23 protein-coding genes are annotated in these 26464 nt (G+C 73.5%); 10 read left to right on the top strand and 13 right to left on the bottom strand.

What is annotated here, in order from left to right:
- Positions 1–70: 70 nt before the first annotated feature.
- Genes HCN51_RS15305 through HCN51_RS15295 form a run of 3 tightly spaced genes read left to right on the top strand, consistent with a single transcriptional unit; the run spans position 71 to position 3911 of the window.
- Positions 71–2128 carry a right-handed parallel beta-helix repeat-containing protein gene (locus tag HCN51_RS15305; protein WP_168010283.1) on the top strand — a complete coding sequence of 686 codons (2058 nt, stop codon included), beginning with the start codon at positions 71–73 and terminating at the stop codon, positions 2126–2128.
- Positions 2125–2508, top strand: a complete 384-nt coding sequence (locus HCN51_RS15300) for a cupredoxin domain-containing protein (protein ID WP_168010282.1) — start codon at positions 2125–2127, stop codon at positions 2506–2508. The genes HCN51_RS15305 and HCN51_RS15300 overlap by 4 nt, the downstream gene beginning before the upstream one ends.
- Positions 2505–3911: a hypothetical protein gene (locus tag HCN51_RS15295; RefSeq protein ID WP_240972850.1), complete on the top strand. Its 1407-nt coding sequence runs from the start codon at positions 2505–2507 to the stop codon at positions 3909–3911. The genes HCN51_RS15300 and HCN51_RS15295 overlap by 4 nt, the downstream gene beginning before the upstream one ends.
- Here the strand turns inward: HCN51_RS15295 and HCN51_RS15290 are convergent.
- Both HCN51_RS15290 and HCN51_RS15285 read right to left on the bottom strand, forming a co-directional pair.
- Entirely contained in the window at positions 3903–4694 is a 792-nt protein-coding gene (locus HCN51_RS15290; RefSeq protein WP_168010281.1) for an ABC transporter permease, read from the bottom strand. The two genes, HCN51_RS15295 and HCN51_RS15290, sit on opposite strands and share 9 nt — an antisense overlap.
- Positions 4691–5635 (bottom strand): ATP-binding cassette domain-containing protein, encoded by a 945-nt coding sequence (locus HCN51_RS15285; protein WP_168010280.1) that lies wholly within the window; start codon positions 5633–5635, stop codon positions 4691–4693. Before HCN51_RS15285 ends, HCN51_RS15290 begins: the two co-directional genes overlap by 4 nt.
- Before the next feature lie 49 nt (positions 5636–5684).
- Here HCN51_RS15285 and HCN51_RS15280 point away from each other — a divergent pair, with 49 nt between their 5' ends.
- On the top strand, positions 5685–6509 hold the full coding sequence (locus HCN51_RS15280) for a TetR/AcrR family transcriptional regulator (protein ID WP_168010279.1): 825 nt from the start codon (positions 5685–5687) through the stop codon (positions 6507–6509).
- Here HCN51_RS15280 and HCN51_RS15275 read toward each other — a convergent pair.
- Positions 6483–7646: a hypothetical protein gene (locus tag HCN51_RS15275; RefSeq protein ID WP_346433655.1), complete on the bottom strand. Its 1164-nt coding sequence runs from the start codon at positions 7644–7646 to the stop codon at positions 6483–6485. The two genes, HCN51_RS15280 and HCN51_RS15275, sit on opposite strands and share 27 nt — an antisense overlap.
- 98 nt (positions 7647–7744) lie before the next feature.
- Between HCN51_RS15275 and HCN51_RS15270 the strand changes: the two genes are divergently transcribed.
- The 3 genes from HCN51_RS15270 to HCN51_RS15260 all read left to right on the top strand — a co-directional run bounded on the left by HCN51_RS15270 (position 7745) and on the right by HCN51_RS15260 (position 10358).
- On the top strand, positions 7745–8416 hold the full coding sequence (locus tag HCN51_RS15270) for a TetR/AcrR family transcriptional regulator (protein ID WP_168010278.1): 672 nt from the start codon (positions 7745–7747) through the stop codon (positions 8414–8416).
- Positions 8417–8455: 39 nt separating this feature from the next.
- Complete coding sequence (locus HCN51_RS15265; protein WP_168010277.1) at positions 8456–9487, top strand: sigma-70 family RNA polymerase sigma factor; 1032 nt, start codon at positions 8456–8458, stop codon at positions 9485–9487.
- A gap of 73 nt (positions 9488–9560) precedes the next feature.
- A complete protein-coding gene (locus HCN51_RS15260; RefSeq protein WP_168010276.1) occupies positions 9561–10358 on the top strand; it encodes a nuclear transport factor 2 family protein in 798 nt (265 codons plus the stop codon).
- A gap of 37 nt (positions 10359–10395) precedes the next feature.
- Here the strand turns inward: HCN51_RS15260 and HCN51_RS15255 are convergent, their stop codons facing one another.
- The gene (locus HCN51_RS15255; protein ID WP_168010275.1) at positions 10396–10761 is read right to left on the bottom strand and encodes a MerR family transcriptional regulator; all 366 of its coding nucleotides are present in this window, start codon (positions 10759–10761) and stop codon (positions 10396–10398) included.
- A gap of 82 nt (positions 10762–10843) precedes the next feature.
- Here HCN51_RS15255 and HCN51_RS15250 point away from each other — a divergent pair, with 82 nt between their 5' ends.
- Positions 10844–11470: an SDR family NAD(P)-dependent oxidoreductase gene (locus HCN51_RS15250; RefSeq protein WP_240972848.1), complete on the top strand. Its 627-nt coding sequence runs from the start codon at positions 10844–10846 to the stop codon at positions 11468–11470.
- Between the two features lie 48 nt (positions 11471–11518).
- Here the strand turns inward: HCN51_RS15250 and HCN51_RS15245 are convergent, their stop codons facing one another.
- Positions 11519–14971 (bottom strand): WD40 repeat domain-containing serine/threonine protein kinase, encoded by a 3453-nt coding sequence (locus HCN51_RS15245; protein ID WP_168010274.1) that lies wholly within the window; start codon positions 14969–14971, stop codon positions 11519–11521.
- Between the two features lie 162 nt (positions 14972–15133).
- On the opposite strand from HCN51_RS15245, the gene HCN51_RS15240 reads away from it, so the two are divergent.
- A complete protein-coding gene (locus HCN51_RS15240; RefSeq protein WP_168010273.1) occupies positions 15134–15337 on the top strand; it encodes a hypothetical protein in 204 nt (67 codons plus the stop codon).
- 624 nt (positions 15338–15961) lie between these two features.
- On the opposite strand, the gene HCN51_RS15235 is transcribed toward HCN51_RS15240, so the two are convergent.
- The 8 genes from HCN51_RS15235 to HCN51_RS15200 form a co-directional block, all read right to left on the bottom strand.
- On the bottom strand, positions 15962–16669 hold the full coding sequence (locus tag HCN51_RS15235; protein WP_168010272.1) for a GNAT family N-acetyltransferase: 708 nt from the start codon (positions 16667–16669) through the stop codon (positions 15962–15964).
- Positions 16670–16691: 22 nt separating this feature from the next.
- Entirely contained in the window at positions 16692–17774 is a 1083-nt protein-coding gene (locus HCN51_RS15230; protein WP_168010271.1) for a DNA alkylation repair protein, read from the bottom strand.
- A gap of 59 nt (positions 17775–17833) precedes the next feature.
- On the bottom strand, positions 17834–18337 hold the full coding sequence (locus HCN51_RS15225) for an SRPBCC family protein (RefSeq protein ID WP_168010270.1): 504 nt from the start codon (positions 18335–18337) through the stop codon (positions 17834–17836).
- Positions 18334–18699, bottom strand: coding sequence for a metalloregulator ArsR/SmtB family transcription factor (locus HCN51_RS15220; RefSeq protein WP_346433654.1), 366 nt, complete (start codon positions 18697–18699; stop codon positions 18334–18336). Before HCN51_RS15220 ends, HCN51_RS15225 begins: the two co-directional genes overlap by 4 nt.
- A 184-nt stretch (positions 18700–18883) precedes the next feature.
- On the bottom strand, positions 18884–20659 hold the full coding sequence (locus tag HCN51_RS15215; RefSeq protein WP_168010268.1) for an NAD+ synthase: 1776 nt from the start codon (positions 20657–20659) through the stop codon (positions 18884–18886).
- 52 nt (positions 20660–20711) lie between these two features.
- Positions 20712–22184 carry a BTAD domain-containing putative transcriptional regulator gene (locus HCN51_RS15210; RefSeq protein WP_168010267.1) on the bottom strand — a complete coding sequence of 491 codons (1473 nt, stop codon included), beginning with the start codon at positions 22182–22184 and terminating at the stop codon, positions 20712–20714.
- A gap of 60 nt (positions 22185–22244) precedes the next feature.
- On the bottom strand, positions 22245–24104 hold the full coding sequence (locus HCN51_RS15205) for a sensor histidine kinase (protein WP_168010266.1): 1860 nt from the start codon (positions 24102–24104) through the stop codon (positions 22245–22247).
- Positions 24105–24196: 92 nt separating this feature from the next.
- Positions 24197–25411 carry an MFS transporter gene (locus tag HCN51_RS15200; RefSeq protein WP_168010265.1) on the bottom strand — a complete coding sequence of 405 codons (1215 nt, stop codon included), beginning with the start codon at positions 25409–25411 and terminating at the stop codon, positions 24197–24199.
- A gap of 59 nt (positions 25412–25470) precedes the next feature.
- Here HCN51_RS15200 and HCN51_RS15195 point away from each other — a divergent pair, with 59 nt between their 5' ends.
- Positions 25471–26445 (top strand): DUF5937 family protein, encoded by a 975-nt coding sequence (locus HCN51_RS15195; RefSeq protein ID WP_168010264.1) that lies wholly within the window; start codon positions 25471–25473, stop codon positions 26443–26445.
- Positions 26446–26464 lie beyond the last annotated feature (19 nt).

Here is a 26464-nt window from a genome sequence, read left to right as displayed (position 1 = left end):
CCGCGGGGCACCACTATTTCCGGATCTTTCGGCCTAGGCAGAAGATGAGCCTTGTTCTAGTCTCGCGGCCATGGGCCCTCTGCGAAAGCTCGCGTCCATCGTCTTCTTGACGTCTGGCCTGCTGGTGGCCGGCGGCGGCGCGGCCCTGGCCCATGAGGAGCGCCCGGTCTCGTTCCCGGACGGTACGGGCTCGGTGCCGGTCCTGCGGCAGGGCGAGCCCGACCTGCTCGTCTGCAAGACCGACAAATCCGATTTTGAACGCCGAATCGCACAATTTCCGGCCGACCTCAAAACCCGAAATCTCGCCCTTTTCGCGAAATGTCAGGAAAAAGGGGTGCGGCACCTCCAGGAAGCCGTCGACCGGGTGAACCGCCCCGGAATGACGATCGCCGTCCTGCCCGGCCTCTACCGCGAGGAGCCCAGCCAGCCCCCGCCCACCGGCGCCTGCGCGAGCCTGCCCGCCCGCTGGTCCACCTGGGGCTACCAGATCCTCAGCTACGAGCAGCAGCTCCAGTGCCCCCACAACCAGAACCTCGTCGCCATCCTCGGCAAGCGGGACCTGCAGATCGAAGGCACCGGCGCAGGCCCGCTGGACGTCGTCATCGACGCCGAGTACCGCAAGCTGAACGCCATCCGGGCCGACCGCGCCGACGGCGTCTACTTCAGGAACCTCACCGCCCAGCGCACCACGTTCAACTCCCTGTACGTGCTGGAGACCGACGGGTTCGTCATCGACCGCGTCCTGACCCGCTGGAACGACGAGTACGGCTTCCTCACCTTCGCCAGCGACCACGGTCTCTACACCGACTGCGAGGCGTACGGCAACGGCGACGGCGGCCTCTACCCGGGCAGCGCCTCCAACCTGAACCAGGGCCGCGGCCACGACGTGCCCCGCTACGCCATCGAGATCCGCCGCTGCAAGAGCCACGACAACGCGCTCGGCTACTCGGGCACCGCGGGTGACTCGCTCTGGGTGCACGACAACGACTTCTACGACAACATGGTCGGCGCCACGATGGACAGCCTCTGGCCGTCCCATCCGGGCCTGCCGCAGAACCACGCCAGGTTCGAGAACAACAGGATCCACGACAACAACCGCGACTACTACCGCCACACCCGCGACGGCACCTGCGCCAAGCCGCCCGCCGAGCGCGGCTACGAGCGGGGCGTCGTCTGCTCGCAGGTGGGCGTGCCCCCGGGCACGGGAGTGATCGTGGCCGGCGGCAACTACAACGTCTTCAGGAACAACCAGGTGTGGGGGCACCGGCGGGCGGGCTTCCAGCTGTTCGGCGTGCCGGCGTTCATCAGGGGCGAGAACGACCTCGGCAAGCAGGCCGACACCTCCGACTTCAACCGGTTCGAGGGCAACGTCCTCGGCGTCAGCCCCACCGGCGAGCGGCGGCCGAACGGGCTCGACGTCTGGTGGGACGGCCAGGGCACCGGCAACTGCTGGCAGGGGGACACGGGCCCGTCCTCGCCCGTGGTGCTGCCCGTCTGCGCCGGCCGGGCGCCCGAGCTGTCGGGCGGGACCCGCCGGCTGCTCGCCGAGCCGGTCAAGCTCGTCAAGCTGTACTTGTGCGCCGACTTCAGCGCCGCCGACGCGCGGCTGCCCGCCGGGTGCGACTGGTTCGGGGCGTCAGGGCTGGGCAAGGTGGAGGCGCAACTCGCGCTCGGCGGCTCGCTCGTGCTCGGGCTGCTGGCGGGGCTGTTCTGGTGGCGGTCGCGACGCTGGACCGGGCTGACCCGCCGCCGGCGCCGGCTCATCGCGGCCGGGACCGTGGCCGGCGCGCTCGGCTTCGCCCTCGACGTCGTGGCCGCCGCGCTCGGCAGCTCGGCGCAGGCCGGGGCGGCGTTGCTGCTCATGGGGGCGTGGTGGCTGTGCCTGGGATCGGCTTTGCGGGCGGCGCGGCCCGCGTTCGGCTGGCTCACGATCATCGTGGGGGCGCTGGCCTGCGCGGACGCCTTCGATCGGCTGGTGTACCTGATCCCGGTGGTCCCGCTGGGGCCGGGGTGGATCCGAGGGGCGGTCACCGGGCTCTGGGTGCTGTGGGCGGTCGTCGTCCTCGCGCCCCGGCGGGCCAGGACGGCGGCCGAACAGCCCGCCGACCAGGCCGGGGTCGCCACGTGAGAGCCGGACTCCTGGCTGGTGCGCTGGCGTCGGTGCTGGTCGCCGGGTGCGGGCCGCTGTCGCAGACGCATCGCGACCCGGGCAACAGCCACGAGGTGGCGACGGGCGCGCCGAGCGGGCAGGCGGACGCCCGCATCACCATCGCGGGCGGCCGCGTCGAGCCGCCTCCCGGCTGGCTGGAGGTCGGGCGGGGGCGGCAGGTCAGCATCACCGTCACCAGCGACGTGGCCGACGAGGTGCACGTGCACGGCTACGACCTCGTGGCCGAGCTGCGGCCCGGCGTGCCCGCGACCCTGCGCTTCACGGCGGACCTGACCGGCGTGTTCCAGGTGGAGACCCACCGGAGCGAGCTCGTCCTGACCCAGCTCGCGGTCCGGTGACGGCGCTCGGGGCACTCACCGGCGACGGCGCCTGGGCGGTGGCCAGCGGGCTCGGGCACGGCGGCCGGCTGCTCGCCGGCGAGGGCGCCTGGGCGGTGGTCAGCGGGCTCGGGCACGGCGGCCGGCTCCCGGCGGCCGGGGTGCTCGCGCACGGGGTCGGGGAGCGGTCCGATCTGCCGATCCCGATCTTCTACGCCTACGCGGGCGCGTTCGCCGCGCTCGTCGTCTCGTTCCTCGCGCTCGGCCTGCTCTGGGCGGACTCGCGCTTCCGCGGCGACCTGGCGGGCCACCCCGTCCGGCTGCTGCTTCCCGTCCGGCTGCGGCTGCCCGGCCGGGCGTGGCTCCCCGGACGTGCGGGCCGGGCCCGGGGGATCGGGCGGGTCCTGGCGCTCCTGGCCGCCGCCTACACTCTCGGCTGGCTGCTGGTCGGCCCGGCCACCGAGAACGCCGGCCCGTACCTGGTGTGCGTGCTCTTCTGGGTCGGCCTGGTGCCCGCGTCGCTGCTGCTCGGCCCCGTGTGGCGGGCGCTGAACCCGTTCCGGCTGCTGCCGGACCGCCCCCGCCGCGAATACCCGGCGCGGCTCGGGTACTGGCCGGCGGCGGCGGGCCTGCTCGCGTTCACCTGGATGGAGCTGGTCGCGCCCGAGCCCGCCGCGCCCGCGACGCTGCTGCTCTTCCTGGCCCTGTACGCCGCCGCCCAGCTCGCCGGCACCCTCGCCTACGGCCATGCCTGGCTGGAGCGCGGCGACCCGTTCGAGGTGTACTCGACCCTGATCGGCCACCTGTCACCCCTGGGCAGGCGCGCGGACGGCACCCGCGTGCTGCGCAACCCGTTCGACGGCCTCGATGCCGTCGCGCCGGCCCCCGGCCTGGTCGCCACTGTCTGCGTGCTGCTCGGCGGCACCGCCTACGACGGCTTGTCCGGAAGCCCGTTCTGGGTGAACGCGCTGCAGACCCCGCCGATCGGCCGTACGGGCCTGGGCACCGCCGGGCTGCTGGCGACCGTCGCCGGCGTGGCCCTGCTGTACGGAGGTTGCCTCGGCGTGGCCGGGCTGATCGGCGGCACGAAGGGGCTGGCCGGCCGGTTCGCCCATTCGCTGCTGCCGATCGCCGTCGGCTACCTGGTCGCGCACTACTTCTCGCTGCTGGTGATCGAGGGCCGGCACGCGATCGTCCTGGCGCTCGGAATGGACGCCGAGGCGGACCCGAACGCCCTCGAGCCCGGCACGATCGCGACCGTGCAGGTGCTGGCCATCGTGCTCGGCCACGTGGCGGGCGTGGTGGCCGCCCACGACCGCTCGGTCCGGCTGCTGCCGCCGGCGCGGGCGGTGGCGGGGCAGATCCCGCTGTTCGTGCTGATGGTCTGCTACACGACGGGCGGCCTGACGCTGCTGCTAGCGTGAGGCGGTCCGGCGGCGGAACAGCACCGCCGCCACCGGCACGCACACCACGACCGCGCTGGCCAGCCACGCGGTCGCCACGGCCGCCGACGAGCCCATGGGCAGGCCCAGCAGCAGCGACCGCATGGTCTCGATGATCGGCGTCAGCGGCTGGTTGTAGGCGAAGTCGCGCAGCAGGCCCGGCATGGTCTGCGCCGGGACGATGCCGTCCGACACGTACGGCAGGAAGAGCACGACGAAGCTGAACGCCCCGGCCGCCTGGGACGAGCGGACCAGCAGCCCCCACGCGGCCGCCAGCGCGGACATCGCCAGCACGTACCCGGTCACCAGGGCCAGGACGAGCGCCCAGTCGGCGAGCGTGGCGTCGGGGCGGAAGCCGAGCAGGAGCGCGGCGGCCAGGGCGATGGCCGAGGAGGCCACGTTGCGGATCACCGAGGCCACGACGTGGCCCGCGGGGACGACCCAGCCACTGATCGGCAGCGTGCGGAAGCGGTCGATCATGCCGCCGGTCATGTCCTCGGCGATGGTGACGGCGGTCAGGGCGGCGCCGTACCCGCCGGACATGAGCAGGACGGCGGGGACGACGAAGTCGATGTAGTCGAGGCCGCTGGAGCCGGTCGTGATCGCGCCGCCGAACACGTACACGAACATGAGCATGATCATGACGGGCAGGGCCGTGTTGACGATCAGCCCGTCGAGGACGCGCAGCTCGCGGCGCAGGTCGCGGCCGACCAGGCGGCGCAAATCACCCACAGCGGTGGTGCTGAGGATGCTGGGGGCGCTCATGCCGCCACCGTCGTCAGCTCGAAGAAGACGTCGTCCATGGTGGGGGTGCGCAGCTCGACGTGCTCGATCGGGATGCCGGCGCCGTGCAGCAGGTCCAGCGTGTGCCGGAGGTGGTCGGGGCCCTGGAGGGCCAGCGTCAGCTCGCCGGAGCCGGGGTCGAGGTGGGCGGCGGGCAGGGCGGCGCCGGCGCGGGGCAGGTCCGCCGGGTTCGCGGGGCGCAGGGCCAGGCGTTCGCTGCCGACCTGGCGCTTCAGCGCGGCGGGGGAGTCGTCGGCGACGACGCGGCCCCCGTCGATGACCACGACGCGGTCGGCGAGATGGTCGGCCTCCTCCAGGTACTGCGTGGTCAGCAGGATGGTGGTGCCGGAGGCGAGCAGCTCGCGGATCACCGACCACAGCCCGGCCCTGCTGCGCGGGTCGAGGCCGGTGGTGGGCTCGTCCAGGAACAGGATCGGCGGCGCCGACACCATGCTGGCGGCCAGGTCCAGGCGCCTTCGCATGCCGCCCGAGTACGTGCCCGCCCGGCGGTCGGCGGCGTCGTGCAGGCCGAAGCGCTCCAGCAGCTCCTGCGCGCGGCGCCGGGCCTGGCGGCGGCCCAGGTGGCAGAGGCCGGCGAACAGCTCCAGGTTCTCCCGGCCGGTCAGCAACGGGTCCACGGTGGCCTGCTGCGAGGTGAGCCCGATGGCGCGGCGCACCTGCGGGCCCGCGCGCGTCACGTCGTGCCCGGCCACGGTGGCGGTGCCGTCGTCCGGGGGGAGGAGCGTGGCCAGGATGCGTACGGTCGTCGTCTTGCCCGAGCCGTTCGGCCCGAGCAGGGCCAGCAGCGAGCCGGTGGGGACGGTCAGGTCGATCCCGGACAGCACCCGGGTCCCGCGGAAGGACTTGGTGAGCCCCCGGGCGAGAATGGCATCTGTGAATGGCGTACTGTGTATGACGTTCATAGTTTTAAGGTAATGCAGAATCCTAGGAGTGAGTCAAGGAGGAGATTCGATGGCCGAAGACCGGCTGCCCCCCGTGCTACGGCGGTTGTGGGGGCACGAGCCGGTGCCGCGCAGGGGGCCGCGGCCCCGGCTCGACCTGGCCACGATCACCGCCGCCGCCATCGAGCTCGCCGACGCCGAAGGGCTCGCCGGCGTCTCCATGAACAGCGTGGCCACCCGGGTCGGCGTCGCCGCGACCGCCCTCTACCGCTACATCGGCAGCAAGGACGACCTGCTCGTGCTGATGGCCGACGCCGTCGCCCCCGACCCTCCCGACCCGTCCGGCCGGCCCTGGCGCGACTACCTCGCCCTGTGGACCCGCATCCAGCGCGACATCGTGCTGCGGCACACCTGGGTGCTCCCGATCGCGAACTTCGCCCCGCCCCTCGGCCCCCGGCGGCTCCTCTGGCTCGACCGGGCCTTCGCCGCCCTCGACGGCACCGGCCTCGACGACGGCGAGAAGATCAACGTCGCCAGTACCCTGGCGGGCTACGCGCTGACCGACGCGGCGATCGTGCACACGGCCGGCACCGGCCTCCAGGAGTACGCGGACAGCGGCATCGGCAGCGCCGCCGACTACGGCGAGCTGCTGGCCGAAGTGCTCGACCCCGGCACCTACCCCGCGCTGTCGGCCGCCGTGCGCGCCGGCGTCTTCCGCGGGGCCGAGAGCTGGGCCGACGACGCCGACTTCCGCTTCGGCCTCGACCTGCTGCTCGACGGCGTGGAGCAGCTCATCGCCCGGCGCGCCTCGGACGGGCGTGCTGCCGATGGGCGCGCCTCGGACGGGCGTGCTGCGGATGAACGCACCTCAGGCGGTCACGTCGCTGGGGAGTAGCTGCTCGGTGAGCAGCCGCCGCGCCCGCTCGGGGCCGGTCACCCACCGCCGCAGCAGGTTCCATCCATGGAAATATCCCAAGAGGTACGGGCTCATCGGCGACGGCTTGAGCAGCCCGAGCGCCGCCGCCACCTCGCCGTCGCCATAAAGTGACCACCTTCCCAGGTACGCGGCCAGCTCCGCCTCGTCCCGCCCCTCGGCCGCCAGGAACGCCGTGTTCCCCCAGACGCCCCACAACACGTTCCTGGCCCGGTGCACCGCCGCGAAATCGCTGGCGTCCGGACGGATGCCCAGCTCGGGCAGGACGTTCGCGCTCAGCCACGCCTGCGCCTCGTCGCCGGGGAAGATCAGCTCCTCCGCCAGCAGTCCCAGTCCCTCGCTGAGCACGAACGACGGCGAGAGCATGAACCGCACCCACTGCCCCGCCCCCAGGCGGAGCTCCTTCAGCATCGACTCGGCGATGTGCCCGGGATGTCCCTCGTGCGCCACCAGATCCAGCAGGTCGGCCACGTTGAAGGGGATCGCCCGGTTGATGTGGATCGTGGACTTCAGGCCGCCCTCGTACTCGCCCGCCCCGTGAAAGCCCACCCCCTCCACGAGCCGGCACTCCACCACCTCGTCCGCCGGAAGCGGGATGATCATCTCGTGCGTCCGGGCCCGCGTCTCCGCCACCGCCCGGTCCACCAGCTCCGGCAGCCGCTCGACGGCGCGCAGCGTGTGCGCCTCCTGCCACGCCCTCAGCCGCTCGGCCAGGGTGCCGGCACAGGACCTCGGCAAGGCCCGGTCCAGGTCGGCGTGCGCCTGCTCGAACACCTCCTCCGGCACCCACCGCGGCTCCAGCCCCAGGCACTCCCGCCCGTACTCGGCCAGTGGCAGCCGCTCGCCGCCCAGGTGGCGGGCCATGGCGCGGACGGCGCGTACATGCGCCCGGAGGTAGGCGGACGGCGCGCACTCCATCAGCCGCTCCGCCTCCTCCGCCAGCGCCCCCGCGACGGCCGGCGGCTCCGCCGCCACCGCCGCCCGCCACTCGGCCGGGCCCCGGTAGATCAGCGCGGTGCCGCTCGCGCCGCCCGTCGCCAGCCGGTCGATCCGCAACGCCAGCATCGCGTAGTCCCGCCGCCACTGCTCCTCGATCACGTCGCCTCTCCTCCGTCGGGGTTCGTCGGGGTGGCCTAAGCTAGCCGTACGGTTTTCCGTACAGTGCACGGAAAGTCTGCACGGAAAGGCTGGGGAGGATGCCGGAGACGATCTGGTTCCGTGAGGACGCCCGCCCGCGCCGGCCCAGGCTGTCGCGCGAGCGCATCGTCGAGGCCGCCGTCGCGCTCCTCGACGCCGAGGGCGTGACCGGGTTCTCCATGCGCGCCCTCGCCGCGCGGCTGCGCGCCGGGACGATGTCCCTGTACGAGTACGTCCGGAGCAAGGAAGACGTCCTGGATCTGGCGCTGGACGAGGTCATCGGCGAGATCGGGACACCCGCGCGGCCGTTGCCGTGGCGCGACCTCCTGACCGCCCAGCTCGGCCAGAGCCGCGCCGTCATGCGCCGCCACCCCTGGATGCCCGCTCTCACCGCCACCCGCCCGCTGCTCGGGCCCAACGCGCTGGCCCGCTCCCGGCTGTTCTACGCCGCCCTGGCCGAGGCCGGGCTGGACGGTCCGGTGCTGACCGCCGCCGTGGGGACGCTGTCGTCGTACGTCAACGGGTTCGTCGCGGCGGAGAACACCTGGTGGCAGAAGGTACGCACGCCCGCCGCGGACGCCGAGATCCGCGCCCGGGTGGCCGGGCACCTGGACGAGCACGCCGGCGAGCTCGCCCGGCTCAGCCGGGTGCAGGACGCCGACTTCGACGCCCAGTTCCTCCTCGGGCTCGGGCTCATCCTCGACGGGATCGAGGGACGGCTGCGACGGTGACCTCGTGAATCTTGGCACGCGATACGAGGCAGGTGTCCGATGACGCGGACCTGGGCCGAGGAGCCCGGCGGCGCGCAGGGTGAGCTGCTGGCGGCGGCCAGGGGCGGGGACGAGGAGGCGTTCGGGCGGCTGGTCGGCCCGCTCCGGGACGAGCTGCGCGCCCACTGCTACCGCATGCTCGGCTCAGCGCACGACGCCGAGGACGCCGTGCAGGAGACCCTCGACCGGGCGTGGCGGGGCCTCGACCGGTTCGAGGACCGGGGGCCGATCAGGCCGTGGCTCTACAAGATCGCCACGAACCGTGCCCTGACCCTCATCGACCGCCGGGGCCGCCGCGAGCTGCCCGCCGACCTCAGCCCCGGCGCCGCGCCGGCGACCGAGGTGGCGTGGCTGGAGCCGTACCCCGACCGGCTCATGGGCTGGACGGACGAGCTGGGCCCCGAAGCGCGGCTGCTCGCCCGCGAGAGTGTCGAGCTGGCGTTCGTGGCGGCGCTGCAGCACCTGCCGGCGCTCCAGCGCGCCGTCCTGCTGCTGCGCGACGTGCTCGGATACAGCGCCCGCGAGAGCGCCGCCCTCCTCGGCACCACGGTCGCCGCCGCCAACAGCGCCCTGCAACGCGCCCGCACCACCCTGCGCGGCCTGCTCCCCGCCGCCACCCAGCAGCGGGCCCTGCGCGAGCTGGGCGACGAGAAGCGGCGGGAGCTGGCCCGCCGGTACGCGGACGCCTGGGAGGCCGGGGACGTCGACACCATCGTGGCCATGCTGACCGAGGACGCCAAGTATTCGATGCCGCCGCTGACCGCCTGGTACCAGGGGCACGCGGGCATCCGGGCGTTCCTGGAGGAGGGGGCGCTGCGGCGGCGGTGGCGGTTCCTGGCGGCGGAGGCCAACGGGCAGGTCGCGTTCGGGACGTACATGTGGGACGAGAAGGCCGGCCGGTACGTGCCGGGCGGGCTGGACCTGCTCGTGCTGCGCGGCACCCGGATCGCCGAGGTGGTGTCGTTCCTGGACGCCGACCTCACCACCTTCGGCCTGCCGGCCAGCTTGCTTCGAGGCGGTGGCGGGCGATGAGTTCGGCGGATGGCGCGGGTTGTAACCCCGGAAGCGTCCGACCGGCCATCCCATCCATCCGGAGGCAAGATCCATGACCACCGATGAGCAGCACATCCGCACCCTGATCGAGCGCTGGGCCGCGGCCGTGCGCGCCGGCGACCTCGACGGGGTCGTCGCCGGCCACGCCGATGACATCGTGATGCACGACGTGCCGGAGAACCTGCACGGCATCGACGCGTACCGCAAGGCGTGGCCGCCGTTCTTCGCATGGCTCGCGCGGGGCGTCGCGTTCGACATCGCATCGCTCGACGTGACGGCCGGGGCCGACGTCGCCTTCGCCCACGCGCTGCTCCGCTGCGGCCCCGTCACGGACGATCTCGGCGCCCGGCTGCGGATCACGTTCGGGCTCAGGAAGGAGAGCGGGCGGTGGGTCGTCGCCCACGAGCACCACTCGTTCCCGATCGGCGACCAAGGGGCCGCGGAGGCGGAGGTGCGGCAGGTGCACGAGCGCTGGTACGCCGGCACCGCCGCCAAGGACCTCGACGGCATGATGGCCGCCATCGCCGAGGACGTGGTGTCGTACGAGCAGGACGCGCCACTCCAGCACGTCGGCGTGGACGCGGTGCGCCAGGTGTGCGAGCGCGGCCTGGCGGCGGCCGGCGACGCTCCCATCACCCTGTCCAACCCTGACCTCAAGGTGCTGGTCCGGGAGGATCTGGCGGTTTCGTGGGGGCTCGACCTGGTACGGGTGGGGGAGTCGGGGGAGAGCTGGTCGCGGGGGACGCGGGTGTTCGAGCGGCGCGACGGCACGTGGGTGATGGTGCACCAGCACCTCTCCGTCCCCTACGACCCGGCGACGGGAAAGGCACGAACCGACCTGCGCCCCTGATCCCGGGCCGGCGTGCGACCGGCGGTGACCGGGAGGATCAGGAGCGCTGCTCCAGGACGGTCGCGAGCATGGTGTCCAGGGCCTGCTGGGAGGTCTGGAGCCGGTCGATCGTCTCGGCGAGGCGGCGGCGCTCGCGTCGGAGGCTGGCCAGCATGCCGGGGCACGCGGACGGCACCATCCGGTCGCCGTCGTCGTGGACGCAGGCCAGCAGCCGCGCGATCACCGCCGTGGGCAGGCCGGCGGCGAGCATCGTACGGATGTGGCGGACGGCGGCCACGTCCGTGTCGTCGTACTCGCGGTAGCCGTTCGCCAGCCGCCGGGGCCGCAGCAGGCCCTGCTCCTCGTAGTAACGCAGCAGCCGCCTGCTGACCCCGGTCTCGCGGGCCAGGTCACCGATCCTCATGAGCTCCTTGACCTTCACATCCATGTGACGCCTTACCGTCGTGGGCGTCATGCAAGCGAGAACAACGCGAAGGAGCGGATCCATGCCCGCAGCGATGATCGTCGGGTCGGGGCCGGGGATCGGGCGGTCGGTGGCCCGGCGGTTCCTGGAGGAGGGGCTGGACGTGGGGCTGATCTCACGCACCGGTAGCGGGCTCGGGCTGGACGGGGTGCGCACGTACCGGGCCGACTGCGGCGACGAGGGCGAGCTGCGCGCGGCGCTCGACGCGGCGACGGGCGCGCTCGGCACACCGGACGTCGTCGTCTACAACGCCGCCATCATCCGCCCGGACTCGATCGGCGAGGCCGACGCGCGGGCGCAGCTCGACGCGTGGGCGGTGAACGTGGTGGGCGCCCTCGTCACGGCCGCGCACGTGGTGCCCGCGATGGCGCGGCGCGGCAGCGGCACGTTCATCGTCACCGGCGGCATGCCCGAGCCCAAGCCCGCCTACGTCAGCCTCTCGCTGGGCAAGGCCGGCGTGCGGACGCTGGTGGCGATGCTGGACGAGGAGTACGGGCCGTCGGGGGTCCACGCCGCCAGCGTCACCGTCGCCGGCGCCGTCGCCCCCGGCACGCCCTTCGACCCCGACGACATCGCCCAGCACTACTGGCGCCTGCACACCCAGCCCCGCGACGCCTGGGAACGGGAGGTCCTGCACGCAGGCACCTGAGCGGCACGCACGTCTGCGCCCCTCCAGCGGCCGGCGCGGCCCGGTGGCTCAGGACGGTGCGCACACCGTCCGGAAGGGCTCGCCCGGCAGGTACTGCTCCCACTCCTCGGCGCTGAGCGTACGGCCGGCGCGGGCGCAGGCGGCGGCCACCAGGTCCGCGGGTTCGGCCACGCCCCATATTCGGAAGGTGTCGTCATCGTTCACCGTGGCCAGCACGCCGTCGCCGAACTCCACCTGCGAGACCCTGCTACGGCCAGGCAGAGCGGCACCGACCTGCTCGTGCGTGGCCACGTCCCACAGCCGGACGCTCTTGTCGTCGCTGGCGGTGGCGAGGGTGGCGCCGTCGGCGCTGAAGGCCACGGCGGTGATCACGCCGGAGTGCCCGCCCAGGTCGCGGCCGAGCTGCTTGCGGGAGGCCAGGTCGATGAGCCGCGTTCCCGCGTTCCCGGCCACGGCCAGGGTCCTGACGTCGGGGGAGAAGGCGACGCTCTTCGCCCTGCTGATGGGCGGGCCGGCCTCGGCGCGGGTGGCCAGCTCCCACAGCTGGGCGTTCTCCGCGATGTCCACCGCGGTCAGGTATCTGCCGTCGGGGCTGATGACGAGCTGCGAGATGTTCTCGGGGCGGACGATGCGGCTGGTCCGGCGATGGGTGCTCGTGTCGAAGAGCCATATTTCGGGCTTCGCGCCGGTCTCCGGGTCCGGGGTGAGCGCGATGGCCAGGGTTCGGCCGTCCGGGCTGTAGGCCGCCGGCCCGATGACGTGCTGGGGGGTTCGCACCGAGCTCACCTGGCGCCGGCCGGCGACGTCCCACCAGGTCAGCTCGGACTCCAGGCCGATCGCCAGCGTGCCACCGTCCGGGCTGCGCACCGCGGTGTTGATGGGCTGACCCGGCCTGATGGTGAAGATCGGCGTTCGCGTGGCGAGGTCCCAGAGCCTGACCTGCCGCGCGTCGGAGGTCAGGATGCTGCGCCGGTCGGTGCTGAACGTCGCGGCGCGCGCGGTGGTGCCCGCCGTGGGCAGGGGAGCGCCCAGCTGCCGGTGGGTGAACGGGCTCCACAGCCGCAGCCCGTCGAGGCCGCCGGCGGCCAGCAGTTTCCCGTCGGGGCTGAAGGCCACGCTGTACAGGCCGATCGTGTGACCGGCGAGCTTGGGATTGAGCTCCTCGCGCGTGGCCACGTCCCACAGCCGGGCCCGGCCGCCGTCGCTCGTGGTCGCCAGGACCGAGCCGTCCGGGCTGAACGCCACGCGGATGCCGCCGATCTGCCTGTTCATGAGCGGCTTGCCGATGGGGCGCCACGTGGCGACGTCCCACAGGCGCAGCGCGTGGCTGCTGGTGACCAGCCGCTTCCCGTCGGGGCTGAAGGCGAGGTGGCTGATGCCGGAGGGGGACAGGTGCGCTTCGAGCGAGGCGACCTGCCTGCGCGAGGCCACGTCCCAGACGTGGGCCTCGGCCTCGCGGGAGGAGTGGGTCGCCAGCAGCCTGCCGTCCGGGCTGAAGGCGACGGCCTCGGCCGCGGGAAGCGCGTCACCGACCTGTGCGCGCGTGGCCACGTCCCACAGCCGCACCCTGTCGCCGCCGGTGGCCAGGAGCCTGCCGTCCGGGCTGAACGCCACGGTGCCGCCGCCCTGGAGCGGCTCGCCGACCTGCTCGTGCGTGGCGGCGTCCCAGATCCGCACGTCCTCGGCCGCCGCCGCGACGAGCCGGCCGTCGCCGCTGAACGCCACCTCGGTGGCCGTCTCCTTCTGACCGGTCAGGGTGCCGGCCGGACGGTGGGTGGCAGCATTCCAGAGTGTCACGACGCCCTCGTTCCCGTTGGTCGCGAGGACCTCGCCGTCGGGGCTGAAGGCCAGCGCGAGCGCCGGGCCCGGCCTGGTGAAGACGGCTGGCCCGGCGAGCGCGTTACGGAGGCTGTGGCGGGCCTCCTTGGTCGGCGCGAGCCGCCAGGCGGTGACCGCGAGCAGGTGTCCGACCGTCGGCTCGGTGCCGACGAGCCGGACGCTCTGCGTCGCCAGCTGCCGGGACAACGCCTGCCGCTTCTGCGCCTCCGCCCGTTCCCGCTCCCTGTTGGCCTCGCCCGCGGCGGACACGGCCGCGACCGCGCCGGCGAGAGCGACGACGAGCAACGTGACCAGCGTGACCAGCGCGCCGCGCCGCAGCTTCCTGGATCGGGCCAGCGCCCGGCGGCTGGAGTCGAGGAAGTCCCGCTCCAGCCTGGTGAGCGTCATGTGGCGGCGCTCGGAGGCGGCCCAGCTCTCGACCGCCTGCAACCGGCTGCCGCGCAGCAGGTCGCCGTCGCCGCGACCGTTGTCGTCCCAGTGGCGGGCGGCCTGGCTGAGCTGCCCGACGACCGCCAGGCCCGGTCTCTCCGCGCTCACCCAGCCGCGCAGGCGAGGCCACGCGCGCAGGACGGCGGGACGGGTCAGGACCATCTGGCCCTCACGCTCGGACAGCACGTAGGAGAACGCCCGGAGGATGGCCCGCAGGTCCTGCCCGCCGTACTCCAGCTCGGCCACGGGCACCGGGCGGGTCGTCTCCATGTCGTACTCGTCCAGGGTGAGCAGCCGCAGGAACACTCCGGGCACCAGCCGCCGCTGCTCCTCCGGGAGCGCGGTGTAGGCGTCCTCGGCGATCGTCCCCAGCCCCGGGTCCAGGCCATCGTCCGAGGCGATCTGCCGCGCCCGCTCACTGCCCGCCCGCAACAGCCCGGTCGCCTCGCCGCTCCCGCTGACCAGGGCGAGCAGCAACTCCCGGGCGGTCGGCCGCGCCTGCGGCTCCTTGGCCAGCGCCGCCGCCACCAGCGGGCGCAGCGCCGGCGGCAACCCGCCCACGTCGGGTATGGCCGACAGGACCTGGTGGATCACCGCGGCGGCGTTGTCCCCGGCGAAGGCGTCCGTTCCCCGCGCGGCGAAGAGCACCACGGCGCCCCAGGCGAACACGTCGCCCGCCGCGTCCGCCCGCCGCCCGCTGAACGACTCGGGCGGCATGTAGGCGGGCGTGCCGGCGACCAGTCCGGTGGACGTCACCGACATCTCCTCGGTACGCGCGATACCGAAGTCGATCACCCGCGGGCCGTCCGGACCGAGCAGGACGTTGTCGGGCTTCAGATCGCGGTGGATCACCCCCGCCTCGTGAACCGCGGCCAGCGCGGTGGCGATCGCCGTGGCCAACCGGTGCAGGTCGTCCCCCGCGAACGAGCGCCCCTCCCGTACGGCTGCGCGCAGGCTGGGCCCGCTGACGTACTCACTGACGATGTACGGCCGCGGGCCCGCCAGATCGGCGTCCAACACCCGAGCCGTGCAGAAGGAGGCCACCCGTCGCGCGGCCTCGACCTCGCGCGCGAATCGCTCCAGTTGCGTGCGGCCGCCGTCGGCGTGCAGGAGCTTGAGCGCCACCCGGGTGCCGTCACCGTCGTACGCCTCGTAGACGACACCCTGGCCTCCCTGCCCCAGGCGGCCGGCCAGCCAGTAGCCGCCGACCGTGTGCGGGTCCTCTGCCAGCAACGCTCTCGACGTCGCTGGGACGCGTCCATGCGGCCAAGGGCTCGGACGCCCGGAGGCCGCCGGCGGCGGCGCGGCCCCTGCCCGGGAGCCCGGGCCGGTGGCGGCTGTGGTTGAACGGACATCTCTCTTGCGCATATGGGGTCATCCGTTGGGGGTGGGGACGTGAACCGGCTGCTGCGGGTGAAGAAGGAGAGAGGCGCCGGCCACGTCACGATCTTCTGGGAGCACGGCTCAGCAGTCGGTGACCGAGATCTTCACGCGGACGGCGCCGTCGTTGTCGCGCAGGCAACCCTCGGCGTCGTTGACGCGCGGCTGGAGGAAGCCGCCTGGCGCGCCTCGATGAAGGCCCTGCTGCCGACCCTGTAGTGGTCGTGGTCGATCCTCGCGATCATCGGATCATGCGGGTGCCTGCGGAGGATCTTGCACCCCTGGTGGATCCTGCGGGTCGAGGTGGCCGGCTTGATGCATGGAATGAACGTCTTCCTGTCTATCTCCAGGTTGCCGTACATGGGGGTTGGACAGCGCCCGGGGGAGGAAGGTTCGCAGCCTTGCGATCTTTTTTCGCCCCGCTCGAGGCGACCGGTTCCCGCCCCCGGGCCGGCACCTGCGAGGCCGCGCGGTGCCGGAGCCGGTGTGCCACGTCCTCCAGGCCCGGTGCGGCCACTTCGACGGCAGGCGGGCCGAGCCGTGCCATCAGCATCAGCACCGCGAAGTCACGGCGGCCGCGCCCGGTGGCCACCTCACAGGAGGCCGGCAGTGCGGTCACCGTGGTGGTGTCCGCCCCTTCGGGCAGGGCACTGATCCGCCGGCCGGCGACCGACGGCATCACGAGCCGATCCCGTCGCAACCTGCTCTCTGGCGGCAGCGACCGCAGGAGTCGGGCGAGCGACATCCGTCCGCTGACGCACTGCCTGCTCGCTCGCCCGGCGTTCCCGACGCAGACAGCAGCCGAAGTGACGGCGGACGAGGGCCAGGCGGTGGGGTGCGGGGTCAGGTGGTGAGGTGCCAGATCCAGCCGAGTGGGCGCAGGCCCAGGCGGCGGGCCACTCGTTGTGAGGAGTGGTTGTCCGCGCTCGTGCTGGAGAACAGGTGGATCCCCGAGAACTGGGCGGCCCAGGCGGAGGTGGTGGCGGCGGCGTGGCCCCGGCCGCGGTAGGCCGGTGAGGTCCACGTGCCGGCCTCGGCGCCCGCCGGGGTGAGGCGGGCGCTGTGGCAGATCGAGACCACCTGGCCGTCGTCCGCGACCATCGCCCAGGGCGTGCCCGCGCTGAGGCTCGTGAGCCTGCCCCATTCGTCCTCCTCCCAGGAGGCGGGACGCGGTAAGGAGCGGACGAGCCGGACGTGCTCGGCCGAGTCGGATCGCAGCACCTCGGCCGTGACGTCGGCCTGGAGCGGCGGGACCACCAGGTAGCTCGGGCCGCCGGTCACCTTCACCCGCTCGCCGCCCAGCAGCTCCCGGCAGTCGGCCAGGACCCCCGGAGGCACGCCAGGGGGCGGGAGGGCGGCTCCGGTGATGAGGGAGAGCAGGCGGGTGGCCAGGTCGTCGGGGACGTGGCCGGCGACGGCGGCGGTCAGGCCGTCGGAGGCCGCGCCGATCACCATGGTCTCCGGGCCGGGCAGGCGGCCGCGGTCGTCCAGGCGCCAGATGACGCCCAGCTCGATCCGGAGCAGGTCCACGTCGCGTGCCTCGTCCGTCATGGAAGCCCTTCCTGCCGGTACGTCACGAGGCCGAGGTCAGCGGAGCCTCGGTCAGCGTGAACGGGACGGTCGCGGCCACCCTACCGTTGACGATCACGTCGAGCTCCCGCGCGCCGGGCGGCTCGTCGCGGGTGGTGACCGGGCGGAAGGAGTGGGTCTTGCGGACCGTGAACGTCTGGCCGGGCCCGCTCGCCTCCCGCTGCCCCAGGTGGAACACGCGCCGCGAGCCGGACCGCCGCACCGCGTACTTCAGGAGCACCGGCCCCGCCGTCTCGGCCGTGACGGTGACCGTGAAGGCGAGCTTGGCGCCCACGGCGACCGTGGCGGAGTCGAGGGACAGGGCGTCGACGGCGCCGCTGCCCGGCGTGGCGCCCACCAGGGCGAGCGCTTCAGGGTGGCCGGCCCGCAGCAGGCCGCGCACCGCGTGCCGCAGCACCCGCTCCACGTGGGAGCCGCCGCCGGCGCGCCACTTCGCCAGCAGCTCCAGGGCCACCTGCGGGTGGTCTTTGGCCAGGTCGTTGACGTGGTTGGCGACCGAGCGGCGGACGTACTCGCTCGGGTCGTCGCGCAGCCGGTCGAGCAGGGGCAGGGTGGGGCCCGGCGTCATCAGCCAGCCGACCCGGCTCGCCCACGGCAGGCGCGGGCGGGAGCCCTCCGAGGCCAGCCGGCGCAGGTGCTCGTCGGGTGACTCCGCCCAATCGAGCATGATCTTGATGGCGTCGTCGCGGTAACGCTCCAGGTAGGGGCGGACGGCGAACTCGCCCGTCGCGTAGGGGGTGAGCGCGGCCAGCGTCCGCATCGCGTCGTCGAGGTGGCCGAGGCCGTGGGTGGCGGTGTGCTCGGTGGCCGGCCAGCCGCTCCACATGTCGAGCGTGGCGGCGCACTCGCGCACGAGCGCGGCGGCCTCCGGATAGGGCAGGGGCAGCGCGTCGTGCAGGGCCGCGGCCACGTGCGTGACGCGGGCCTTGAGCTCCAGGCCGTCGAGGCCGGTCAGGGCCCGCGCGGTGAAGCGGGCCCGCGGGAACGCCGGCCAGGCCGCGCTCAGCCCATCGGCCAGCACCGTCACCGAGCGCTCGTTGATCAGGTCTTTCAGGGGTTGAGCCACCGGGCCACTGTGCCAGGAGCCACCGACAATTCACGGGTGCGGTGGTGGTGGGGCGTCGGTCAGCGGCCGGAGGCGGCGAGTTCCGTGTAGTACGCGCGCATCGACGGGTAGTACGCGTCGAAGCCGGGCGCCGGGGACCCGTCACGGGAGGCGACCAGCAGGTCCAGGTAGTACTCCCAGCCGGGCCCGATCTCCCCGACTCCGTCCGTCGTGTCGAGGTGCTGGACGAACCGCAGCTCCGTCACCCCGCCCGCCTCCTCCAGCATCAGCTCCAGATGCCAGGCCCCGTGCTCGTCCAGGGACGAGACGGCCAGGCGGCGGGGCGGCTCGCAGGCGTCGATGCGCAGCTCGTACCAGGGCTGCTGGTCCTCGAAGACGAGCCGCACCTTGACCGTGCCGCCGGGCTCGGCGTCGCCCTCCCACGGCCCGAACCAGCGGGCGGTGCGCTCGGGCTCGGTGAGGCTGGCCCAGACGTCCTCGGCGGGCGCGCGGAAGGTGCGGGTGAGGACGAGATCGGTCCCGTGCTCGGTGCCGAACAGCCGGCCGGTGGGGGTGAGGCTCATGCGGTGCTCTCCTGTCCGGTGACGCCCTGCCTGGCGTCCCCTGTGGTACGGCGTTCGCGGCGCGTGCGGTACACCTCGGTCTCCAGGGCGTCGAGGCGGTGCTCCCATCCGGACGGGCGCATGAAGGGGCCGAGCCAGGCGACCAGCTCCTCGAACGGCCCGGGGTCGAGCGTGTAGAGGCGTTGCCGGCCGACCAGCTCGTCGCGGACCAGGCCGCTGCGCCGGAGCACCCTCAGGTGGCGGCTGATGGCGGGCCGGCTGATCGCGAAGCGTCCGGCCACGTCGCCGGCCGGCAGCGGCCCGCCTCGCAGCAGCAGCTCGAGGATCTGCCGCCGCACCGGGTCGGCCACGGCGCCCGCCACCTCGTCAAGGCGCGCCCCGGCCGCCTCGCCTCCACATGCGCTGTCTCCACATGCGCTGTCTCCAGATGCGCTGTCTCCAGATGTCTCGTTCCCGCATGTGTCGTCTCCACATGCTTCGACCGCCATGCCAAGGAAGCGTAACCTACAGGTTACGCTTCCTCAAGGCGCCGAAGGTGCGGGCGGCTCAGCCGGTGGTCTCGCGCCACCGGTTGGTGATGGGCAGGCGACGGTCGCGCCCGAAGTTCTTGGGCGTGATCTTGGGGCCGGGCGGATACTGCCGCCGCTTGTACTCGGCCAGGTCCACCAGCCGGATCACCCGTGTCACCAGCGCCGGATCGTGCCCGGCCGCGATGAGCTCCTGCGAGCCCATGTCCTTCTCGACGTAGTCGTCGAGCAGCCGGTCCAGCACCTCGTACGGCGGCAGCGAGTCGGTGTCGCGCTGGTCGGGCCGCAGCTCCGCGCTCGGCTCCTTCTCGATGGAGTTCTCCGGGATGGGCCGCTCGGCCTGGAGGAGGAAGTCGGGGTCGGAGTGGGCGTTGCGCCACTTGGACAGCTCCCACACCATCGTCTTGGGCACGTCCTTGATGGGCGCGAAGCCGCCGGCGGAGTCGCCGTAGAGGGTGGAGTAGCCGGTGGCCAGCTCGCTCTTGTTGCCGGTGGTGAGCACGAGGTGGCCGTGCTCGTTCGACAGGCCCATGAGGATCATGCCGCGCACCCTGGCCTGGAGGTTCTCGGCGGCCAGGCCCGACAGGTCGATCTCCTTCTCGAAGGCGTTGACGATGTCGGCGATCGGCACGACCTGCGCGTTGACGCCCTGCCTGCGGACGAGCTCCTGGGCGTCGGCGAGCGAGTGGTCGGAGGAGTAGCGGGAGGGCATGAGCACCACGTTGACCCGCGAGGGGCCGATGGCGTCGGAGGCGATGGTGGCGGTCAGCGCGGAGTCGATGCCGCCGGACAGGCCGAGGATGACGGACTGGAAGCCGTTCTTGGCCACGTAGTCGCGGACCGCGAGGACGAGCGCCGAGTAGACCTCGGCGTGCAGGTCGAGCCGCTCGGGGACGGCGGCGGGCACGGGCGGGTACGGGGCGACGGGCTCGGAGGACAGCACGAGCCGCTCGACGGTGATGGTGGAGCCGTCGCCGGCGTCGTAGGGGTAGGTGCCGGGCTCGGCGTCGGAGACGGGCAGGTCGTCGAGGTCCACGACCAGCAGCTCCTCCTTGAACTGCCCGGCCCGCGCGACCAGCTCGCCCGCCCCGTCGACCACGATGGAGTCGCCGTCGAAGACCAGCTCGTCCTGCCCGCCGACCTGGTTGACGTAGACGAGGCCGCAGCCGGCCTCCTGGGCGCGCCGCACGCACAGCTCCAGCCGTACGTCGTCCTTCTCCTTCTCGTACGGCGAGGCGTTCGGCACCACGAGCAGCCCGGCCCCCGCCTGCCCGACGACGGACACGGGGCCGCCCTCCTGCCAGAGGTCCTCGCACACCGCGATGGCCACGTCGACCCCGTGCAGCCGGAAGATGGGCAGCCGGTCGCCGCGCACGAAGTAGCGGTACTCGTCGAAGACGCCGTAGTTCGGCAGGTGGTGCTTGGCGGTGCGGGTGACGACCGCGCCCTTGTGGAGCAGGGCGGCGGCGTCGAGCGGGGCGCCCTTCGGCTGTCCGACGCGGGGGGCGAGGCCGGCGCGGTCGACGTAGCCGACGACGACGGGCAGGTCGCCGAGGCCCTCGCGCTCCAGCCTGCGTGCCACCTCCTCCAGCGTGCGGATGCTGGCGTCCACGAAGGACGTGCGCAGCACGAGGTCCTCCACGGGGTAGCCGGTGAGGAACATCTCGGTGAAGACCACGAGATGGGCCTCGCGCTCCGCCGCGTCGCGGGTCCACGCGATCAGTTTGTCGGCGTTGGCGCTCAGGTCGCCGACGGTCGGGTTCGTCTGTGCCAGGGCAATGCGGAGTTGTGCCACGTGACCAGCCTAGTACGCCCCGATTTTTATCGTCAAAGCGACGAAAAGGCGGTCATTTGCCTCCAGGGGTGACCAGGCCCGACTCGTACGCGGCCATCACGAGCTGTGCCCGGTCGAACAGCCCGAGGTGCTCCAGCAGCGACTTCACCACCAGGCCCACCTCCTCCTCCGGCAACGCCAGCGTCTGGCCGATCTGCCGGTTGGTCAGCCCTCGCGCGACGAGTTTGAGCACGTCCAGCCGGTCGTCGGGCAGCCCGGCCAGCGCCGGAGGGGAGTCGGGGTCCGGGCGCCCGGTGAACGCCGAGATCAGCCGCGTCGTCACGGCCGGGTCGATGAGCGCGTCCCCGGCGGCGGCCGCCCTGAGCGCGGCCAGGATCTGCTCGGGCGGCGACGTCTTCAGCACGAACCCGCTCACGCCCGCCCGCAGCGCCGCGTACAGGTTCTCGTCGCTGCCGAACGTGGTCATCATCACGACCTTCGGCGGGCGCTCGCCGGCCAGGATCCGGCGGGCGGCGGCCAGGCCGTCGAGGCGCGGCATCTGGATGTCGAGCAGCACCACGTCGGGCCGCGTCTCGCGGACGCCCGCGATCGCCTCCTCGCCGTTGGCCGCCTCGCCCGCCAGCGCGAACCCGGCCTCGCTGTCCAGCATGGCCTTCAGCCCGGTACGCACCAGCGCCTGGTCGTCGGCCACCAGCACCCGAAGCACCGGCCCGTCCACCGGCCCGTCCACCGGCCCGTCCACCGGACCTTCCACCACGGGGCCCGTGACGGCGACCGGCGGCTCCTCCAGGCGCTGGGCCAGCATGTCGGCCTCCAGCCGCTTCAGCCCCGCCGACAGGTCGAGCCCCAGCTCGTCCCGCCACACGGCGCGCGCCCTGCGCAGCGCCGCCAGCGCGTCGCCCTGGCGCCCCATCCGGTAGAGCGCCACGGCCAGCAGCCGCCACGCCTCCTCCCGCAGCGGGTACGCCGACGCGTGCGCCTCCAGGTCCGCCACCAGCGCCGTCGCCCGCCCCAGTGCGAGCCCGGCGTCGGCGCGCCGCTCGACGGCGATCAGCCGCAGCTCCTCCAGCCGCCCGGCCTCGGTCGCGGCCCAGCTCAGCTCGGCGAACTCGGCCAGCGCCGGCCCCCGCCACAGCCCGAGCGCGCTCTCCATGGCCTCCCACACGCGCGCGGGCGGGCCGTCGGACTTGGCCAGGCTCTCGAAGTGCCAGGCGTCCACCTGCTCGGTACGGGCGCGCAGCGCGTACCCGGGCGGCGCGGACACCAGCACCTCCGCCTCCTCGCGGGGCGCGCGGCCGGGCTCCAGCGCGCGGCGCAGCCGCGAGACGTAGCCCTGGATGGTGGACAGGGCCTGCGCCGGGGGCTCGCCCGGCCAGAGCTCGTCGATGAGGGTGTGCACGGGCACGGCGCGCCCGCCGGCGACGAGCAGGCGCGCGAGCACCGCCCGCTGCCGCTGGCCGCCGAGGTCGAGGGGGGTTCCGTCGGCCCAGGCCTGGAACGGTCCGAGAGCGGTGAAAGTCAGCATGTCAGGCGTAACTGTAGAGGGAGAACGGGCCTGGGTATATGGGGAGATATCGCATCGTGCTCAGAGCGGTAGCTCGGCCTCCACCACCGTGCCCCCTCCCTCCGCGTCCCGGACCACGCACGTGCCCCCGAGCTCGGCGGCCCGCTCGCGCATCGAGCCCAGCCCCACCCCCGGCCGCGCGTCCGGCGGGATCCCGCTCCCGTCGTCGGTGACGGTGATCCGCAACGTCTCGCCGCGCCGCAGCGCGACCGTGATCGTGGCGGCGCCCGCGTGCTTGCGCGCGTTGGTGAGCGCTTCCTGCACGATCCGGTACGCGGCCACCTCGACCGCCGCGGGCAGCCCGTCGAGGCGGCCGGAGACCTCGACCGGGGCGCCGGCCAGCTCCGCCAGCGCCCCGGCCAGGCCCAGCTCGTCGAGCGCCGGCGGGCGCAGGTCGTACACGAGCTGCCTGATGTCGCCGCTGACGGCGTCCATGCCGGCCCGCAGCTCGGCCAGCAGCAGGTCGGCGCGCTCCGGCGCGGTGCGCACGGACAGCCGCGCGGCGTTGATCGACATGGCCATGCCGGTCAGCGACTGGCCGAGCCCGTCGTGCAGGTCGCGCCGCAGCCGCCGCCGCTCCTCCTCGCGCGCGGTCAGGATGCGCTCGCGCGAGCGCTGCAACGCGGCCGTCAGCCGCACCGCGTGCGCCGCGTCGGCGATGTACGGGGTGAGCGTGGCGAGCACCCGCTCGTCGTGCGCGGCGGGGAACCTGCGGCGGTCGGTCGGCCCGACCAGCAGCAGCCCGACCGGCTCCCCGTGCCACACCAGCGGGATCACCCGCGCGGGCGCGCCGGCGGAGACGGTGCCGGACGTGGTGACGGCGCCGTCCAGCTCGACCGTCACGCCCGTGACCGACAGGCCCTCGCGCAGCGTGTCGAGGGTGGCCAGCAGGCCGTGCACCGGGTCGGCGTGCTGCAGCCGGTGCCGCAGCCGCCTGGCCAGCGAGCCGGGCACGCCGGTGCTGCCGTACAGGAGCCGGTCGATGCCGCGTTGCATGCCGCGCCGCATCGGCTGGAACGCGGCCCCGGCGAACACCGCCGCCGCGACGCCCGCGACCCGGTCCACCTCGGCGAGGAAGATGCTGCTCGCGGCGCTGGCGGCGACGTACACGCCGGTGGTCACGATGACCAGCCCGGTGCCGATCAGCGCGCGGCTGATCAGCGTGTCGATGCCGAACAACCGGTAGCGCAGCACCGCCACCGCGATGGCCGCCGGGATGAGCGGGATGAAGAGGGTGGCCAGCCACCAGAAGGGGTCGCCCAGCACCCACGGCACCAGCAGCCCCGGCAGCGTCATCATCACCCAGAGGAGCTGGCGCCGCTCGGTCGCGTCGCCGCGCGCGAACCGCACCACGAGCGAGACGAACGCCAGCGTCATGGCCGCCGACACCGTCCAGTGGGCGGGCTGCCTGAGCGCGCCCTGCCCGCTCAGCACGCCGGCCCAGTCGAGGGCCATGCCCGCCACGGCCAGCACGACCACCCAGCGCCAGCGCCGCGACAGCAGCCTGCCGGCCGGGTAGAGGAGGGGGAGCAGCACGCCGAGCGTCAGCTGCAGCACGTGCCACGTGAGGTTGATGATCGGGCGGCCCGCGGCGGGGTCGCCGTAGAGCAGGTGGAAGGTGTTGGCCGTCAGGATGTTGGCCGCGGCGCTCAGCCCGCCCGCGCACAGCAGCCAGCCGATCACCAGCCGCGGCCTGCTGTGCACGAGGATCGCGCCGAAGACGGAGAACGCCGTGCCCGCCATGTCCTCGGGCGCGAGCGGCAGCGGCGTCCACGACGGCTGCGGCAGCTGTGCCGTCACCCAGATGTCGGTGAGCTCGAACACCACGGCGAGCGTGGCCATCCCGATCGCCACGCCTCGCGCCAGACCTGCGCGGCGCATCCCATCCGCCCTTCCCACCCCGTGACCGGGTGAAAATTATCGGTGGGCTGCCAACGTCCGATCAAAATTTTCTCAACGCGCTCCGCACCTGGTCAGAGCGACGATACCGGGTCACGGCGGCGCACGGCAGGCCCCAGCAGCAGCATGCCGGCGGCGGCCGCCAGGCCGACCCCGCCGATCGTGAACCACAGGACCCGCGGCCCCAGCTCCAGCAGCGGCCCGCCGGCCAGCGGCGCCAGCACCGCCGCCAGCGACCACGCGAGCCCGAACAGCCCCGAGTAGCGCCCGCGCAGCTCGGCGGGGGCCAGCGCGGCCACGATGGCGCCCGGGATGCCGGCCGTGATGATCTCGCCGGCCGTCCAGATGGCGATCGTCACCGCCAGCCCGAGCGTGGTGGTCACGAACGCGGTCATCGCGAACCCCGCGGCCATCACCGCCACCCCCAGCGCGAACGTGCGCGCCGGGTCCATCCGCCCCAGCCGGCCGGACACCAGCGGCTGCACGATGACGATGAGGATCCCGTTCATGGCCATGGCCAGCCCGAACTCCTGGGACGACAGCTTCACGACGCCGGTCATCGCCACCGGCAGCATGGTCATCGTCTGCGCGTAGACCAGCGCGTTGCCCAGCACCACCAGCGTGAACCCGACCATCACCCGGTCGCGCAGCACCACCCCGAACCCGCCGGTCTTCTGCCTCGTTTCCGGCCGGGTCTCCGGCACCGCCCGCCACACCAGCACGGCGAAGACCACGCTGGACAGCGCGTCGATCCAGAACAGCCAGACGAACCCGAGCCCGGCCAGCCAGCCGCCGGCCGTCATGCCCACCGAGTAACCCAGGTTGATCGCCCAGAACAGCAGCCCGTACGCCCGGGGCCGCTCCTCGGGGGAGACGAGGTCGGCGACCAGCGCGCTCGAAGCCGGCCGGTAGACGTCCACCACCAGGCCGAGCGCGAACATCGAGGCCAGGATCGCGGGCAGCGAGGTGCTGTAGCCCAGCGCCAGCATGCACACGGCGGTGGCCAGCATGCCGCCCGACAGCGTGGCCCGCCGCCCGATGCGGTCCGTCAGCACGCCCGCCACGAGCTGCGACAGCAGCGAGCCCACCCCGAACAGGCCCATCACGAGGCCCGCGGCGGCCACGGACAGGCCGCGGCTCTGGGTGAGATAGACGCCCGTGAAGGGCATCACCATGGTCCCCAGGCGGTTCACCAGCGTGCCGCCCCAAAGAGCCCAGAACGGGCGGGGCAGCCCGGCGACCTGCGCCTTGAGGAAAGAAGAGGTTTTCTCGACGGTAGAGCTCGACACGCCTCAAAGAGTGAGATTTCCGGCTTTGTACGGCGAACGATTTAGCGCAGACTAAAAGCATGTCCATCACGTGGGTGCTGACGCCCGACGACGTCGCGCGCCTCCGGTTCGCGTTCTCCCCGCTGTGGGAGCTCGTGGCGAGCCTGCGCACCCTCCAGCAGCCCGCCAGGCAGTCGATCCACCTGCCCTGGATCAAGGCCGTGCGGCCCCGGCTGGCCGGGCTCGACCTGTCGGAGCTGTTCGCGCTCGTGCCCCCGACCGGCTACCTCGCCGACTTCATCACCCCGCCGCCCGACACGCCGCTGCCCGACTTCGCCGCCGAGCTCGACCGGGTCAGGCGCACCGACCCCGAGCAGGCGCGCCGGGAGATCGGGCGGATCCAGGGCACGGACCCGGCCGCGCTCGCCCGCTTCGCCTCCGACCCCGCCGCCGGGGTGTCCAGGGTCGCGGACGCGCTGGAGACGTACTGGGAGGAGTGCTTCGCCGAGTTCTGGCCCCGCGTGTACGCGCTGCTGGAGCGGGACGTGCTGCGCCGCTCGCGGCAGCTCGCCCAGGGCGGGGCGCGCGAGCTGTTCGCCGGGCTCGACCCGGCCGTGGTGTGGACGGGGGAGCGGCTGCTCATCGACCGGCCCTGGTGCGCCGACGGCGGGCTCAACGGCGACGGGCTCATCCTGGTGCCCAGCGCGTTCTACTGGCCGGCCGTGGCCGTGATGACGGCGCCGTACCAGCCGATGCTCGTCTACCCCGTGCACGGCGTCGGCACGCTGTGGGAGCAGGGCCCGCCGCCCGCGCCCGGCGCGCTGTCCGCGCTGATCGGCAGGAGCCGGGCCGCGATCCTGCTCGCGCTCGCCGAGCCCGCCACCACCTCCGCGCTGGCCGCCCGCATGGCGCTCACGCCCGGCGCGGTCAGCCAGCACCTCGGCGTGCTCAGCGGCGGCGGGCTCGCGGTCGGGATGCGCATCGGCAAGCAGGTCGTCTACCGCCGCACCCTGGCCGGCGACATGCTCGCCGCCGGCCCCGCCCCCCACGCCTGAGAGCCCCCACGCCTGAGAG

Origin of the sequence: Nonomuraea composti, from assembly GCF_012034275.1 — a bacterium.
Classification (GTDB): Bacteria; Actinomycetota; Actinomycetes; order Streptosporangiales; family Streptosporangiaceae; genus Nonomuraea; species Nonomuraea composti.
This window is presented reverse-complemented; position numbering and strand designations above follow the sequence as displayed.

Coding starts and splice junctions, on each gene's coding strand:
- HCN51_RS15305 (WP_168010283.1), top strand. CDS start 71: ATGGGCCCTCTGCGAAAGCTCGCGTCCATCGTCTTCTTGACGTCTGGC.
- HCN51_RS15290 (WP_168010281.1), bottom strand. CDS start 4,694: ATGAGCGCCCCCAGCATCCTCAGCACCACCGCTGTGGGTGATTTGCGC.
- HCN51_RS15285 (WP_168010280.1), bottom strand. CDS start 5,635: ATGAACGTCATACACAGTACGCCATTCACAGATGCCATTCTCGCCCGG.
- HCN51_RS15280 (WP_168010279.1), top strand. CDS start 5,685: ATGGCCGAAGACCGGCTGCCCCCCGTGCTACGGCGGTTGTGGGGGCAC.
- HCN51_RS15270 (WP_168010278.1), top strand. CDS start 7,745: ATGCCGGAGACGATCTGGTTCCGTGAGGACGCCCGCCCGCGCCGGCCC.
- HCN51_RS15265 (WP_168010277.1), top strand. CDS start 8,456: ATGACGCGGACCTGGGCCGAGGAGCCCGGCGGCGCGCAGGGTGAGCTG.
- HCN51_RS15260 (WP_168010276.1), top strand. CDS start 9,561: ATGACCACCGATGAGCAGCACATCCGCACCCTGATCGAGCGCTGGGCC.
- HCN51_RS15255 (WP_168010275.1), bottom strand. CDS start 10,761: ATGAGGATCGGTGACCTGGCCCGCGAGACCGGGGTCAGCAGGCGGCTG.
- HCN51_RS15250 (WP_240972848.1), top strand. CDS start 10,844: ATGCCCGCAGCGATGATCGTCGGGTCGGGGCCGGGGATCGGGCGGTCG.
- HCN51_RS15235 (WP_168010272.1), bottom strand. CDS start 16,669: ATGACGGACGAGGCACGCGACGTGGACCTGCTCCGGATCGAGCTGGGC.
- HCN51_RS15225 (WP_168010270.1), bottom strand. CDS start 18,337: ATGAGCCTCACCCCCACCGGCCGGCTGTTCGGCACCGAGCACGGGACC.
- HCN51_RS15210 (WP_168010267.1), bottom strand. CDS start 22,184: ATGCTGACTTTCACCGCTCTCGGACCGTTCCAGGCCTGGGCCGACGGA.
- HCN51_RS15205 (WP_168010266.1), bottom strand. CDS start 24,104: ATGCGCCGCGCAGGTCTGGCGCGAGGCGTGGCGATCGGGATGGCCACG.
- HCN51_RS15195 (WP_168010264.1), top strand. CDS start 25,471: ATGTCCATCACGTGGGTGCTGACGCCCGACGACGTCGCGCGCCTCCGG.